Genomic DNA, 14,751 nt, shown 5'->3' with positions numbered 1-14,751 from the left:
GTCAGGCGGACGTCACCGGCAGCACGTCCGGGGACAGGGCCGCCGCGCGAGCCGTCGCGGCGGTCATGCGGCGGCGGTGGTGCCGGCGGCACAGCACCTCGTAACCGATCTCGTCTGCGGAGTGGGTGACATCGCCGACGACGACCTGGGCGCCTTCGACGACCATCACCCCGCCTATCGTGCGGGCGTTGTGCGTGGCGCGGGCTCCGCACCAGCACAGCGCCTCCACTTGGAGCACCTCGACCCGGTCGGCCAGTTCCACCAGCCGCTGCGAGCCGGGGAACAGCTTGGAGCGGAAGTCGGTCGTGATGCCGAAGGCGTAGACGTCGAGGCTCAGGTCGTCGACCACCCGGGCCAGTTGGTCGATCTGCTCCGGGGCGAGGAACTGGGCCTCGTCGGCGATCACGTAGTCCGCGCGGCCGCCCTGCGAGAGGTGGTCGACGAGGTAGCCGTAGAGGTCCTGTCCGTCCCCGACCTCCACCGCGTCCGTGACCAGGCCGAGGCGGGAGGAGAGCTTGCCCTCGCCGGCGCGGTCGTCACGCGAGAAGATCATGCCCTGAAGGCCGCGCGCCGAGCGGTTGTGCTCGATCTGGAGAGCCAGCGTCGACTTCCCGCAGTCCATCGTTCCGCAGAAGAACACCAGCTCGGGCATGGGGAAGTGAGCACCTTTCGGCGTGGGGAGGTCGGGGCGGGGCTGTTTCAGGAGCGTACTTCGAGCAGGGGGACCAGTTGCTCGGCGGGGGTCATCGAACCGTGGTTGCCGACCATCGCCGACTCCTTCGGCTCCCGCTCGGAGGCGATGAGCAGGACGTCGTCACGCGCTGCCGCGACCACGTCGCCGATCCGGCCGTAGACCCGTTCGTCGATGTGCGGGCCGAACCAACCGGCCGCGATGGCCTCGTCGCGTGAGGCCACCCAGAACTGCTCGCCGAGCACCTCGCGCCAGCAGGTCAGCACGTCGTTCGCCGCGCCGGGCACCGCGTAGACGTGGCGGGCACGGCCCTCGCCGCCGAGCAGGGCGACCCCGGCGCTCAGCTCCCAGTCCTCGTCGAAGTCGATGCGGTGCTGCTCGTCGAAGGGCACGTCGATCATGCCGTGGTCGGCGGTGACGTAGAGGGCGCTGCGCGGCGGCAGTTGCTCGGCCAGGCGCTGGACCAGGCGGTCGGCGTACATGAGCTGGCCGCGCCAGGCGTCGGAGTCGACCCCGAAGCGGTGCCCGGCGCCGTCGACCTCGGCGAAGTACGTGTAGACCAGGGAGCGGTCGCCCGCGGCCAGTTGCTCGGCCGCCAGGTCGACGCGGTCCTCGCCGGACAGCCGTCCGAGGAACGTGCCTCCACTGAGCGCAACCTTGGTCAGCGGGGTGTTCTCGAAGGTCGGGGACGACACCTGCGCGGCGTGCACCCCGGCCGCGTGCGCCAGCTGGAAGACCGTGGGGTACGGCTGCCAGGGACCGGGCGGGGTCCACGGCTGCCAGCGCAGCTGGTTCATCAGCTGGCCGGTGTCGGGGTTGCGCACGGTGTAGCCCGGCAGGCCGTGCGCGCCGGGCGGCAGGCCGGTGCCGACGGAGGCGAGCGAGGTCGCGGTGGTCGCCGGGTAGCCGGCGGTGAGCGGACGCCCGGTGCCTCCGCGGGAGGTGGCGAGCAGCGACGCCATGAAGGGGGCTTCGTCGGGATGCGCCCTGAGCTGCTCCCAGCCGAGGCCGTCGATCAGGAACACGCAGTTGCGGTCGGCCGGGGTCAGCTCGGTGATCGTGGCGCTCATGTCCGGTACGCCCAGGCCTGCGGCCAGGGTGGGCAGGAGGTCGGCGAGCGATCCGCTGCCGTACTCGGGTACCGGTGCGGAGGCGACGGTGAGCGGTTCGGGGTGGTCGTCCCAGACCGTCTTGGGCTGTGCCATCAGCGGGTGACGTCCGCGGTCGCCTCGGAGAGGGCCTGTGCGAAGGCGAGCGCCTCGCGCACGGTCTCCGGTCCGTCCCCTGCCTCGCTGACGCGCAGGCTGAGGTCGTCCGCCGTGGAGTTGCCGGTGTAGCCGTGGTCCGCCTCGCAGTTGGGGTCGCCGCAGGCGGCCGGCTCCAGGTCGATGCGGGAGACGGCGCCCCAGCCGATGGTGAGGACGACCTCGCGGGGCAGGGTGCCCGGCTTGTAGGACTCGGGGTTGGCGACCACGCGGCTGACCACGATCGACGAGATGCGGCCGATCTTCACGGACTCGGTCGAGGTGGTGGCGTAGGGGGTCGGGGAGGTGCTGTCGGCGGCCTGCTCGTCGGTGTGGCTGACGATGAAGCGGTTGTCCGTGAGGACGAGCACCGTCACGTGCCGCCGGACCTCGTTCTGGTCGAACGTCGTCTCCTGGTGGACCAGGTACGACCGGATGGGCTCGCCGCCCACGGCGGCCTCCACCGCCTCGGCCACGAGGGCCGGGTAGTAGCCGCTGCGCTCGATCGCCGCCCGCAGCCCCTGGGTCGTCGTACTGGTCTTGGCCATGACGCCCATCCTACGGGGGACCACTGAGTGCGAGGGACAGCTCGCCCCCTGTCAGTAGGCGGGGAGGGTCCGCGGGCCGAGGTCGTCACGGGCGGGCGGCGGCGCGAGGCGTACGGAGGCGCCGAGGACGCTCAGGCCCTGCGAGGCGACGACGACCGGCTCCAGGGTGACCGCGACGACCTCGGGGTGGTCGTCGACCAGCCGGGACACCCGCAGCAGCAGCTCCTCCAGGGCGCGGGTGTCGGCGGGTGCGGAGCCGCGCCATCCGAACAGCAGGGGGGCGGTGCGGATCGAACGGACCAGCGAGGTCGCCTCCCGGTCGGTGACCGGGATCAGCCGGTGCGCGGTGTCGCCGAGCAACTGCGAGGCGGCCCCGGCGAGCCCGAAGGAGAGCACGGCCCCGGCCGCGGGGTCGATGACGGCGCGTACGACGACGTCCACGCCGCGCGGCGCCATCCGCTGCACCACCGGCCGCAGCTCCTCCGGCGAGCCGAACAGCTCGGTCAATTCGGCGTACGACCGGCGCAGTTGCTCCTCGTCCGCGAGGTCGAGCCGGACGCCGCCGAGGTCGGCGCGGTGCCTGAGGTGCGGGGCGGTGGCCTTGAGGGCCACGGGGTAGCCGAGGGCGCGGGCGGCTTCGACGGCCGCGTCGGGGGTCGGTGCGGGCAGGGCGCGGTGGACCCGGACGCCGTAGTGACCGAGGAGGTCGCAGGTCTCGTCCGTGCCGAGCGTGAGGCCCTGCCCGCGCGCGAGCAGGCCGTCGATCAGCGCGGCGGCGCCCTTCTCGTCGATGTCCTCGTACTCGGGCACCTTGCCGGGTTCGGCGGCGTCGCGCCGCCACTGCGCGTAGGCGACGGCCTGGCCGAGGGCGCGTACGGCGCGCTCGGCGGCGGGGTAGGCGGGGATGAGGTGGGCGCCCTCGAGAGCTTCGGCGGCGGCCTGGGCCTCCGGGGCCCCAGGGCGTCGTCCGGCGAATGCCGGGCGGGGGGTGTCGTCGGGGTCCACTGCGGCCTGCGGGACCGGGCGGGGGGCTTGGTCGGAGTTCCCGGAGGTCTGCGGGGCCGGCCGTGCGGCTTCGCCGGGGTCCCCGGAGGTCTGCGGGGCCGGCCGTGCGGCTTCGCCGGAGTTCCCGGCGGCCCGCGGGGCCGGCCGTGCGGCTTCGCCGGAGTTCCCGGCGGCCCGCGGGGCCGGGCGGGGGGCGTCGGGGTCCGCCGGGGTCTGCGGGGCCGTGCTCGCCGCCGCCGACAGGGCCTCCGCCAGGCCGCCGAGCTCCACATGGACGACCAGGACCGGCTTGGAAGGGGCCGCGGCCGCGGCCGAGCGCAGGGCCTGCGCGAGGGCGGCGTCACCGACCGAGCCCTCCCCCACCGACGGTATGGCGGTGACGACGACGGCGTCGCACCGGTCGTCGGCCAGCGCGCGGGACAGGGCCGCGTGGAAGTCCGCCGCGGAGGCGGCGGTGGTCAGGTCCTGCGGCGGATGCGGGCGCAGCCCTTCGGCCAGGCAGGCGTCGTAGGTGAGCAGGCCGAGCGATTCGGAGTTGCCGAGGATCGCCACCCGGGGCCCGGCGGGCAGGGGCTGGCGGGCGAGCAGCAGGCCCGCGTCCACGAGCTCGGTGATGGTGTCGACCCTGATCACACCGGCCTGCCGCAGCAGCGCCGAGACGGTCGCGTGCGGCAGCCGGGTCGCCCGGACGGCGTGCCCCTGGGGCGCGGCGCCGTGCCGGGCGCCCTGGACGACGACCAGGGGCTTGGCGGCGGCGGTGCGGCGGGCGAGGCGGGTGAACTTGCGGGGGTTGCCGATGGACTCCAGGTACATGAGGACGACGTCGGTGTCGGGGTCCTCGTACCAGTACTGCAGGACGTCGTTGCCGGAGACGTCGGCGCGGTTGCCGGAGGAGACGAAGGTGGAGACTCCGGTGACGCCCGTGACACCGCCGCCGCGCCGGTGCAGCCGGGAGAGCAGGGCGATGCCGATGGCGCCGGACTGGGCGAACAGGCCGATCCGGCCCGGGCGCGGCACCTCGGGGGCGAGGGAGGCGTTGAGCCTCACCCGGGGGGAGGTGTTGATGATGCCGAAGGCGTTCGGCCCGATGATCCGCATGCCGTACGTGCGGGCCTGCCGGACGAGTGCGCGCTGGCGTTCGCGCCCCTCGGGGCCGCTCTCGGCGTACCCGGCGGAGACGACGACCAGCCCTTGGACGCCGTGCTCGCCGCACTCGGTGACGACCTCGGGGACGTGATCGGCCGGCACCGCGACGACGGCGAGGTCGACCGGGCCGTCGATGTCCCGGACCGAGCGGTGCGCGGGCACCCCGTCGAGCTCCTTCTGCCCCTCCGGCAAGGCCTTGTTCACCGCGTAGAGGCGGCCGCCGTAGCCGGCGTCCCGGATGTTGCCGAGGACGCTGCGGCCCACCCCGCCGGGGGTGCGTCCGGCCCCGATGACGGCGACCGAGCCGGGCGCGAGCAGCCGCTGCACGGAGCGCGCCTCGGCACGGTGCTCGCGCGCGTACTGCACGGCCAGGGAGCGGTCGGTGGGTTCGAGGTCGAACTCCAGACGGACGACGCCGTCCTCGAAACTGCGCTTCTGGGTGTAGCCGGCGTCCGTGAACACCTTGATCATCTTGGTGTTGGCGGGCAGCACCTCGGCGGCGAAACGGCGGATGCCGCGCTCGCGGGCGACGGCTCCGATGTGCTCCAGCAGGGCGGAGGCGACTCCGCGGCCCTGGTGGGCGTCCTGGACGAGGAAGGCGACCTCGGCCTCGTCGGCGGGTGCGGACGCGGGCGTTCCGTCGGCGCCGATCCGGTCGTAGCGTACGGTGGCGATGAACTCGCCGCCCACCGTGGCCGCGAGTCCCACCCGGTCCACAAAGTCGTGGTGCGTGAAGCGGTGGACGTCCTTGGCGGACAGGCGAGGGTACGGCGCGAAGAAGCGGTAGTACTTCGACTCGTCGGAGACCTGCTCGTAGAAGCTGACCAGGCGATCGGCGTCATCAACGGTGATGGGCCGGATGCGCGCGGTGCCCCCGTCGCGCAGCACCACGTCGGCTTCCCAGTGGGCGGGATACTCGTGCCGGTCCGGCGAGGTCTGCATGGGCCCCAGAGTACGGCTAGCGTCCGACAGCGGCGCGAGGCAGTCTGTGGAGGGCGTCAGTCGGGTCGAGGCCGCGATCCGACGGCACCCCGGGGCGGTCCGAGGACCGCTCCCGGTACGGCTTCACGATATGGGAAACTGGTCTAGACAACCCTGAAAAGCGAAGGGCAGCAACACATGGCTGAGCGCCGCGTCAACGTCGGCTGGGCCGAGGGTCTCCACGCCCGTCCCGCCTCCATCTTCGTCCGAGCCGCCACGGCCGCAGGCGTCCCGGTGACGATCGCCAAGGCCGACGGCAAGCCCGTCAACGCGGCCTCCATGCTGGCCGTCCTCGGCCTCGGCGCCCAGGGTGGCGAGGAGATCGTCCTCGCCTCCGACGCCGAGGGCGCGGACGCCGCCCTGGACCGGCTCGCGAAGCTGGTCTCCGAGGGTCTCGAGGAACTGCCCGAGACCGTCTGATCCCGGGCGCCCGATCGGGTGCACAGCGAAGGGCTCGTCCGAATTCACCGGGCGGGCCCTTCGCCATTTGACGCCGAAATGGGGAACGAATTCAGGAATCCGGGCAGCTGAAAGAGACCCCCGGAAATTGACTGCTCTCTTTGTATACGGCTGCCGTGTTAATGCCGCAGGCTCGCCGTGTTTACGGGATGTTGCGAGTTCCTCACACGCTCGGCGCCTTCCCCGACGGAGCCGGAACGCAAGCGGTGTGCGCCCGTCGCGCGCTCGGTGTGCAGCGCCGTGACCGCCCGCGCGCGCTCGCTGTCGCCGCGCGCCACCGCGTCCACGATCGCGCCGTGCTCCGCCCAGGACTCCACCGGACTCAGCGGCGCGTCCACGGCGTACATCCAGGCGATCTTGTGGCGGAGCTGGGTGAGCATCGAGGTCAGCGCGGGACTGCCGGAGGCCTGGGCGAGCGTCTCGTGGAACCAGCCGTCCAAGGAGCGCAGATCGTCGCTGTTGCCCCGGCGGGCCCGCTCCTGGCCCAGCCGGACCAGGCCGCGCAGGACCTTCAGATGCCCCTCGGTGCGGCGCTGGGCGGCCCGTGCGGCGCCGAGCGGCTCCAGCAGCAGCCGCATCTCCAGCAGGTCGGCGGCCTCCTGCTCGGTGGGTTCGGCCACGCACGCGCCCGCGTGCCGCCGGGTCACCACGAAGCCCTCGGCCTCCAGGGTGCGCAGCGCCTCCCGCACGGGGACCCGCGAGACGCCGTAGCGGCGCGCGAGGAGTTCTTCGGTGAGCCGGCTGCCGCGCGCGTGGACACCGGCGACGATGTCGTCCCGGATGGCCGTGCACACCGAGTGCGCGGGAATACGCATGACCGACCTCCGCTTAATCCCCGTGAAACGCCGGCGAGCGGCGCGTGTTCCGTGACTCTATTGCAATGAGCGGGAATTTCCGACGGCAAGCGGGAATCCATGAATATTTTTTGGACAGTCCGCCGGCGTGAACGCCGAAAGCCCCGGCTCGGGGAGCCGGGGCTTCGGGGAGTGCGATGAGGTGCCGGTCAGACGTTCACGCCGTGCGAGCGCAGGTAGGCGACCGGGTCGATGTCCGAGCCGTACTCGGGGCTCGTGCGGGCCTCGAAGTGCAGGTGCGGACCGGTGACGTTGCCGGTCGCGCCGGACAGGCCGATCTGCTGGCCCGGGGTGACCTGCTGGCCGACCGAGACGCCGATCGAGGACAGGTGGCCGTACTGCGTGTACGTCCCGTCGTGCATCTTGATCACGATCTGGTTGCCGTAGGAGCCGCCCCAGCCGGCCTCGACGACGGTGCCCGCGCCGACCGCGTGGACGGAGGTGCCGGTGGCGGCGTGGAAGTCGACGCCGGTGTGGCTGCCGGAGGACCACAGGCCGCTGCTCGCCTTGTAGCCGGTGGAGACGTACGAGCCGGAGATCGGGGCCACGAAGGCGTTGAGGCGCTTGCGCTCGGCCTCGCGGGCGGCGCGCTCCTTGGCCTCACGGGCCTTCTCGGCGGCTTCCTTGGCCTCCTGGGCGGCCTCGGCGGCACGCTTGCGGGCGGCCTCCTCGGCCTTCTGCTTGGCGGCGGCCTCCTCGGCGGCCTGCTGCTGCGCGATGGCCTGGGCGTCGATCTGCTGGGCCACGGTGTCGCCCATGGTGACGACCGGGGTGAGCCCCGTCTGCTCGGCGGTGGGCTCGGCGGCGAAGGCCGCGGGGGCCGCCACGGTGCCAATCACGCCGGTGGTGGCGAGGGCCGCGACGCCCGCCGCGCGGGCGGTGCCGCGCTGGATCCTGCTGGGACGACGGTGCTTGCCGGTGGCGCGAGTGAACGCCATGAAGTGGCTGGTCCTTTCCTTCCCTCTCGCCTACCGGGTTAGCTGACGGGTTCGGAGCAGGAAGGTCTCCTACGGACTCCCTCGCCACTGGCGCGGGCGTCCGATTCACCCCAGGGACTGCGATGGGTCCCCGGCTCCCCTGGCTCGCGCCGTACGGGGACTCGGCGATGACTGTCCGGTGCCGCGGGTGCGGCGCACTGCCTGACGAACAGCCCGGATGACGCTAAGCGGCGTCACTTTCAATTCCCAAATGAATCCCGGCTTTTGTAGCGCATCCCACAGGGCAGACAGGCAACCTCCGTATCAATTCGGGCATAAAGGGGCCCTGGCGCCTTCGAAGACGGCCAGGGCCCCTGAGCGTGTGCCGCTACTCGGCGGCGACGACGGTGACTTCGCCGATGCCGAGGGCCTCGACGGGTGCCTTGATCTGCGCCGCGTCACCGACGAGAACGGTCACCAGACGGTCCACCGGGAAGGCGCTCACGGCCGCCGCGGTGGCCTCCACGGTGCCGGTGGCCGCGAGCTGCCGGTACAGGGTGGCCTGGTAGTCGTCGGGCAGGTGCTGCTCGACCTGGTCGGCCAGCGTGCTCGCGACGGCCGCCGCCGTCTCGTACTTCAGCGGCGCCACGCCCACCAGGTTCTGCACGGCGACGTCCCGCTCGGCGTCGGTCAGCCCCTCGGCGGCGAGGGTGCGCAGCACCGTCCAGAGGTCCTCCAGGGCGGGGCCGGTGTTGGGCGTGTCCACGGAACCGCTGATGGCGAGCATCGCGGCACCGGTGCCGTCCGGCGCGGACCTGAGGACCTGGCCGAACGCCCGCACGCCGTAGGTGTAGCCCTTCTCCTCGCGCAGGACGCGGTCCAGGCGGGAGGTGAGGGTGCCGCCGAGGCAGTACGTGCCGAGCACCTGCGCAGGCCACACGCGGTCGTGCCGGTCCGGGCCGATACGGCCGATCAGCAACTGCGTCTGGACGGCGCCCGGGCGGTCCACGATGACGACCCGGCCGGTGTCGTCGGCGGTCACCGGCGGCACCGGGCGCGGCTCGGCCGAGGAGCCCGTCCAGGCGCCCAGGGTCTCCCCGAGCAGGGCGTCGAGGTCGATGCCGGTCAGGTCGCCGACGACCACCACGGTGGCCGTGGCGGGGCGGACGTGCTTCTCGTAGAAGCCGCGCACGGCCGCGGAGTCGATCGATGCGACCGTCTCCTCGGTGCCCTGCCGGGGCCGCGACATGCGCGAGCCCGCCGGGAACAGCTCCCTGGAGAGCTCCTTGGCGGCGCGCCGTGAGGGGTTGGCCAGCTCGTGCGGGATCTCGTCGAGGCGGTTGCGGACCAGCCGCTCGACCTCGCTGTCGGCGAACGCGGGCGCCCTCAGGGCGTCGGCGATCAGGTTCAGTCCCTTGGCGAGCCGGGAGGCGGGCACCTCCAGGCTGAGCCGGACGCCCGGGTGGTCGGCGTGGGCGTCGAGGGTGGCTCCGGCGCGCTCCAGCTCGGCGGCGAACTCCTCGGCGGAGTGCTTGTCGGTGCCCTCGGAGAAGGCCCGGGCCATGATCGTGGCCACACCGTCGAGGCCGGCCGGCTCGGCTTCCAGGGGGGCGTCCAGCAGCACCTCCACCGCGACGACCTGCTGGCCGGGGCGGTGGCAGCGCAGCACCGTCAGGCCGTTGCCGAGCGTGCCGCGCTCGGGGGCCGGGAAGGCCCAGGGGCGGGCCTCGCCCGCCTGCGGCCGGGGGTGGAAGTCCATCGTGGCGAGCTCGGTCACTTGGCCGCCTCCTCGTTCTCGTCGCCGGCCGCGGCTGCGGTCTCGTCGGTCTCGTCGGCGACGGGCTCGTAGACGAGCACCGCGCGGTTGTCGGGGCGCAGGCGGGCCTTGGCGGCCTCCTGGACCTCCTCCGCCGTGATCTCCAGGACGCGGTTGACCGCCGTCAGGGCGAGCTGCGGGTCGCCGAACAGCACGGCGTACCGGCACAGTTCGTCGGCGCGGCCCGCGACCGTGCCGAGGCGGTCCAGCCACTCGCGCTCCAACTGGGCCTGGGCGCGCTCCATCTCCTCGGCCGTGGGACCCTCCTCGGCGAACCGGGCGAGCTCCTCGTCGATGGCGCTCTCGATGACCGGGACCTCCACGTCACCGGACGTCTTCACGTCCAGCCACCCCAGGGAGGGCGCCCCGGCGAGCCGCAGCAGGCCGAATCCGGCCGCCACGGCCGTACGGTCGCGCCGCACCAGGCGGTTGTAGAGGCGGGAGGACTCGCCGCCGCCGAGGACGGTGAGGGCCAGGTCGGCCGCGTCGCATTCGCGCGTGCCGTCGTGGGGCAGCCGGTAGGCGGCCATCAGCGCACGCGCGGGGACGTCCTCCTCGACGACCTCGCGCAGCTGCTCGCCGATGATCTCCGGCAGCGAGCCGTCGCGCGGGGCGGGCTTGCCGTCGTGACCGGGGATGGAGCCGAAGTACTTCTCGACCCAGGCCAGCGTCTGCTCGGGGTCGATGTCGCCGACCACGGACAGCACGGCGTTGTTCGGCGCGTAGTACGTGCGGAAGAACGCGCGCGCGTCCTCCAGCGTCGCCGCGTCCAGGTCGGCCATCGAGCCGATCGGGGTGTGGTGGTAGGGGTGGCCCTCCGGGTAGGCGAGGGCGGTCAGCTTCTCGAAGGCCGTGCCGTAGGGGACGTTGTCGTAGCGCTGGCGGCGCTCGTTCTTGACGACGTCCCGCTGGTTCTCCATCGACTCGTCGTCGAGCGCGGTCAGCAGGGAGCCCATCCGGTCGGCCTCCAGCCAGAGGGCGAGCTCCAGCTGGTGGGCGGGCATGGTCTCGAAGTAGTTGGTCCGCTCGAAGCTGGTCGTGCCGTTCAGCGAACCGCCCGCGCCCTGGACCAGCTCGAAGTGGCCGTTGCCCTTGACCTGGGCGGATCCCTGGAACATCAAGTGCTCGAAAAGGTGAGCCAGGCCGGTACGCCCCTTGACTTCGTGGCGTGAGCCGACGTCGTACCAGAGGCACACCGCCGCGACCGGGGTCAGGTGGTCCTCGGAGAGCACCACGCGCAGGCCGTTGGCCAGGCGGTGCTCGGTCGCTGTCAGGCCTCCGGAGCCTGCCTGGGCTGTGGCCGTGTGACCCATGGGCATGTACGTCCCTTCGCTCGCTGAGCGGTTGTTCAGACCGCGGATTCCTGCCGGTCCTGCCACTGTATGCAAGCGCGCGAAGCCCTGGTGAAGTTCCCGGGGGCGACCTCGGTCCGCGTGCGGAGGCGCCGCTTGCCCCGGGCCCTGGTCCCGCTTGTCAGTGCGGCGGTCCACAATGGTCCGCGTCAGATCTGGATCGCAGCAGCAAGGAGCCGGCAGCGATGGCCCGCCGCAGCACGAAGACCCCGCCGCCCGACGACTCGTACGAGGAGCGGATCCTCGACATCGACGTCGTCGACGAGATGCAGGGCTCCTTCCTCGAGTACGCGTACTCGGTCATCTACTCCCGCGCCCTGCCGGACGCCCGCGACGGCCTCAAGCCGGTGCACCGGCGCATCGTCTACCAGATGAACGAGATGGGCCTGCGCCCCGAGCGCGGATACGTCAAGTGCGCCCGCGTCGTCGGCGAGGTGATGGGCAAGCTGCACCCGCACGGCGACGCGTCGATCTACGACGCCCTCGTGCGCATGGCCCAGCCCTTCTCGATGCGGGTCCCCCTGGTCGACGGCCACGGCAACTTCGGCTCGCTGGGCAACGACGACCCGCCGGCCGCCATGCGGTACACCGAGTGCCGGATGGCCGAGGCGACGAGCCTGATGACGGAGTCGATCGACGAGGACACCGTCGACTTCAACCCCAACTACGACGGCCAGGAGCAGGAACCGGTGGCCCTGCCCGCCGCCTTCCCGAACCTCCTGGTCAACGGTGCCTCGGGCATCGCGGTCGGCATGGCCACGAACATGCCGCCGCACAACCTGCGCGAGGTCATCGCAGCCGCCCGCCATCTGATCAGGTACCCGAACGCGGATCTCGACGCCCTGATGAAGCACGTCCCGGGCCCCGACCTGCCCACGGGCGGCCGCATCGTCGGCCTGACCGGCATCCGGGACGCCTACGAGTCCGGCCGGGGCACGTTCAAGATCCGGGCGACGGTGTCGGTGGAGCCCGTGACGGCCCGCCGCAAGGGCCTCGTCGTCACGGAGCTGCCCTTCACGGTCGGCCCGGAGAAGGTCATCGCCAAGATCAAGGACCTGGTCGGCTCCAAGAAGCTCCAGGGCATCGCCGACGTCAAGGACCTCACCGACCGCGAGCACGGCCTGCGCCTGGTCATCGAGATCAAGAACGGCTTCGTGCCCGAGGCGGTGCTGGAGCAGCTCTACAAGCTGACGCCGATGGAGGAGTCCTTCGGCATCAACAACGTCGCGCTGGTCGACGGGCAGCCGCTCACGCTGGGTCTGAAGGAGCTCCTGGAGGTCTACCTCGACCACCGCTTCAACGTGGTGCGGCGGCGTTCGGAGTTCCGCCGCGGCAAGAAGCGCGACCGGCTGCACCTGGTCGAGGGTCTGCTGACGGCCCTGCTGGACATCGACGAGGTCATCCGCCTGATCCGCTCCAGCGACAACTCCGCGCAGGCCAAGCAGCGCCTGATGGAGCAGTTCTCGCTGAGCGAGGTGCAGACGCAGTACATCCTCGACACGCCGCTGCGCCGCCTCACGAAGTACGACCGCATCGAGCTGGAATCGGAAAAGGACCGGCTCAACGCGGAGATCGAGGAGCTGACCCGGATCCTCGACTCGGACACGGAGCTGCGCAAGCTGGTCTCCTCCGAACTGGCCCATGTCGCCAAGAAGTTCGGCACCGACCGGCGTACGGTCCTGCTGGAGTCGGGCGGCGCCCCGGTCGCGGCCGTGCCGCTCCAGGTGGCCGACGACCCGTGCCGGGTGCTGCTGTCCTCCACCGGTCTGCTGGCCCGTACGGCGAACAACGAGCCCTTCGCGGAGGACTCGGGTGCCAAGCGCGTGAAGCACGACGTGATCGTCTCGGCGGTCCCGGCCACCGCCCGCGGCGAGGTGGGCGTGGTCACCTCCGCGGGCCGGCTGCTGCGGGTGAACGTGGTCGACCTGCCCCAGCTCCCGGAGTCGCTGCCGGCGCCGAACCTGGCGGGAGGCGCCCCGCTGGCGGAGTTCGTCTCCCTGGAGGACGACGAGACGGTGGTCTGCCTGACCACGCTCGACGAGTCCTCACCGGGGCTGGCGCTCGGCACGGCGCAGGGCGTCGTCAAGCGCGTGGTGCCCGACTATCCGGCCAACAAGGAAGAACTCGAGGTGATCACCCTCAAGGAGGGCGACCGGATCGTCGGCGCGGTCGAGCTGCGCACCGGTGAGGAGGACCTGATCTTCATCACCGACGACGCGCAGTTGCTGCGTTTCCAGGCGTCCCAGGTCCGCCCCCAGGGCCGTCCGGCCGGCGGTGTGGCGGGCATCAAGCTCGCCGACGGCGCGAAGGTCATCTCCTTCACGGCGGTGGACCCGGCCGTGGACGCCGTCGTCTTCACGGTCGCCGGTTCCCGGGGCACGCTGGACGACTCCGTCCAGACCACGGCCAAGCTGACGCCGTTCGACCAGTACCCGCGCAAGGGCCGCGCCACCGGCGGCGTCCGCTGCCAGCGGTTCCTGAAGGGCGAGGACTGCCTGTCCCTGGCCTGGGCGGGCCCGGTCCCGGCCCTCGCCGCGCAGAAGAACGGCACCCCGGCCGAGCTCCCGGACATCGACCCGCGCCGCGACGGCTCGGGGGTGTCCCTGCCGAAGACGGTGTCGGTGGTGGCCGGACCGGTCTAGGCCGGGTCCGTGCCGTCCCCCTCGAGGTCGCGTACGTACCGCAGGACGCCCCACATGCCGTGCTCGTCGGCGTGTGGGGCCTCGCTCCCGCACGCCTCGAGCTCCTTCTCGAGGGCCGGGGCGTCGATCCCGGAGCCGATGAGGACCAGCTGGGTGAGGCGTTCGTCCCCGGCCGGCCAGGGCTCCGGGTAGAAGCGCAGGAACCGTCCGACGGCATGGACGGCGTAGCGGTTGCGGACGTCGTGGGGCCCGAAGTCGATGTAGCCCTTGATCCGGTAGAGCCCCTCGGGCCGGCTGTCCATGAACGTCATCAGGCGGCGCGGGTCGAGGGGGGCCGCGGAGACGAAGGACAGGCTGTCGTAGGCGGCGTGCAGGTGGCCGGCGTGGTCGTGCGGGTCGCCGCCGGGGGCCTCGGGGTCGCCGTCTTGGTGGAGGTCGTCGAAGGACAGCTGCCCGATGCGCTCCTCGCTCGGCCGGCAGTCGAAGAGGAACTCGGGGTCGATCCGGCCGTAGTGGGCGGGGACGACGGCGGCGCGGTCGACGAGGGACCGGACCAGCCCGAGGACGCGGTCGCCGTCCGCCACCCGGTCGAGCTTGTTGACCACGACGAGATCGGCCAGCGCGAGATGCCGGTCGATCTCGGGGTGCCTGGCCCGGGTGGCGTCGAACTCGGCGGCGTCGACGACCTCGACGAGCCCGCCGTACACCACGCCGGGATGCTCGCTGGCGAGCAGCATCCGCACGAGTTCCTGCGGTTCGGCGAGACCGCTGGCCTCGATGACGATGACGTCGATGCCGAGGGAGGGCTCGGCGAGCCGCTCCAGGTACTGGTCCAGTTCGCTCGCGTCGACGGCGCAGCACAGGCAGCCGTTGCCCAGGGAGACCGTCGAGTCGCCGAGCGCTCCCGCCACCGCCATCGCGTCGATCTCGATCGCCCCGAAGTCGTTGACGATCGCGCCGATCCGGCTGCCTCCGCTGCGGTGCAGGAGGTGATTGAGCAGGGTGGTCTTCCCCGAGCCCAGGAAGCCCGCCAGGACGACGACCGGGATCTGCTGCGGTTGCGGACTGGGCTGGCTCACCGTTCGACCTCTCTAGC

At 72.2% G+C, this 14,751-nt stretch carries 11 protein-coding genes and 1 riboswitch; of the genes, 2 read left to right on the top strand and 9 right to left on the bottom strand.

From position 1 onward, the window contains the following. Position 1: 1 nt before the first annotated feature. The 4 genes from AC0665_RS20745 to AC0665_RS20730 are packed head-to-tail and all read right to left on the bottom strand — an operon-like array spanning position 2 to position 5,576. Entirely contained in the window at positions 2-652 is a 651-nt protein-coding gene (locus AC0665_RS20745) for a thymidine kinase (RefSeq protein WP_363121746.1), read from the bottom strand. Between the two features lie 47 nt (positions 653-699). Then, complete coding sequence (locus AC0665_RS20740) at positions 700-1,896, bottom strand: nucleotide pyrophosphatase/phosphodiesterase family protein (RefSeq protein ID WP_366052815.1); 1,197 nt, start codon at positions 1,894-1,896, stop codon at positions 700-702. Further along, on the bottom strand, positions 1,896-2,492 hold the full coding sequence (locus AC0665_RS20735; protein ID WP_363121744.1) for a DUF5998 family protein: 597 nt from the start codon (positions 2,490-2,492) through the stop codon (positions 1,896-1,898). The genes AC0665_RS20740 and AC0665_RS20735 overlap by 1 nt, the downstream gene beginning before the upstream one ends. 42 nt (positions 2,493-2,534) lie before the next feature. Further along, complete coding sequence (locus tag AC0665_RS20730; RefSeq protein WP_478604460.1) at positions 2,535-5,576, bottom strand: bifunctional acetate--CoA ligase family protein/GNAT family N-acetyltransferase; 3,042 nt, start codon at positions 5,574-5,576, stop codon at positions 2,535-2,537. 177 nt (positions 5,577-5,753) lie between these two features. Between AC0665_RS20730 and AC0665_RS20725 the strand changes: the two genes are divergently transcribed. Continuing rightward, positions 5,754-6,035, top strand: a complete 282-nt coding sequence (locus AC0665_RS20725; RefSeq protein WP_033308341.1) for an HPr family phosphocarrier protein — start codon at positions 5,754-5,756, stop codon at positions 6,033-6,035. A 158-nt stretch (positions 6,036-6,193) separates the two neighbouring features. On the opposite strand, the gene AC0665_RS20720 is transcribed toward AC0665_RS20725, so the two are convergent. From AC0665_RS20720 to AC0665_RS20705, 4 genes are all read right to left on the bottom strand, one after another. Further along, positions 6,194-6,889 carry a GntR family transcriptional regulator gene (locus AC0665_RS20720; protein WP_478604463.1) on the bottom strand — a complete coding sequence of 232 codons (696 nt, stop codon included), beginning with the start codon at positions 6,887-6,889 and terminating at the stop codon, positions 6,194-6,196. 188 nt (positions 6,890-7,077) lie between these two features. Then, entirely contained in the window at positions 7,078-7,866 is a 789-nt protein-coding gene (locus AC0665_RS20715) for a M23 family metallopeptidase (RefSeq protein WP_468402528.1), read from the bottom strand. A gap of 12 nt (positions 7,867-7,878) precedes the next feature. Then, a riboswitch (cyclic di-AMP (ydaO/yuaA leader) is annotated at positions 7,879-8,043 on the bottom strand. Between the two features lie 190 nt (positions 8,044-8,233). Then, complete coding sequence (locus AC0665_RS20710) at positions 8,234-9,622, bottom strand: M16 family metallopeptidase (RefSeq protein WP_478510906.1); 1,389 nt, start codon at positions 9,620-9,622, stop codon at positions 8,234-8,236. Then, the gene (locus AC0665_RS20705) at positions 9,619-10,980 is read right to left on the bottom strand and encodes a M16 family metallopeptidase (protein ID WP_478604465.1); all 1,362 of its coding nucleotides are present in this window, start codon (positions 10,978-10,980) and stop codon (positions 9,619-9,621) included. Before AC0665_RS20705 ends, AC0665_RS20710 begins: the two co-directional genes overlap by 4 nt. 218 nt (positions 10,981-11,198) lie before the next feature. Between AC0665_RS20705 and AC0665_RS20700 the strand changes: the two genes are divergently transcribed. Next, positions 11,199-13,655: a DNA gyrase/topoisomerase IV subunit A gene (locus tag AC0665_RS20700; RefSeq protein WP_478604468.1), complete on the top strand. Its 2,457-nt coding sequence runs from the start codon at positions 11,199-11,201 to the stop codon at positions 13,653-13,655. Here AC0665_RS20700 and AC0665_RS20695 read toward each other — a convergent pair. Further along, positions 13,652-14,734: a CobW family GTP-binding protein gene (locus tag AC0665_RS20695; protein ID WP_478604470.1), complete on the bottom strand. Its 1,083-nt coding sequence runs from the start codon at positions 14,732-14,734 to the stop codon at positions 13,652-13,654. The two genes, AC0665_RS20700 and AC0665_RS20695, sit on opposite strands and share 4 nt — an antisense overlap. Between the last annotated feature and the right edge of the window lie 17 nt (positions 14,735-14,751).

This window comes from Streptomyces sp. NPDC043685 (assembly GCF_056436585.1).
This window is presented reverse-complemented; position numbering and strand designations above follow the sequence as displayed.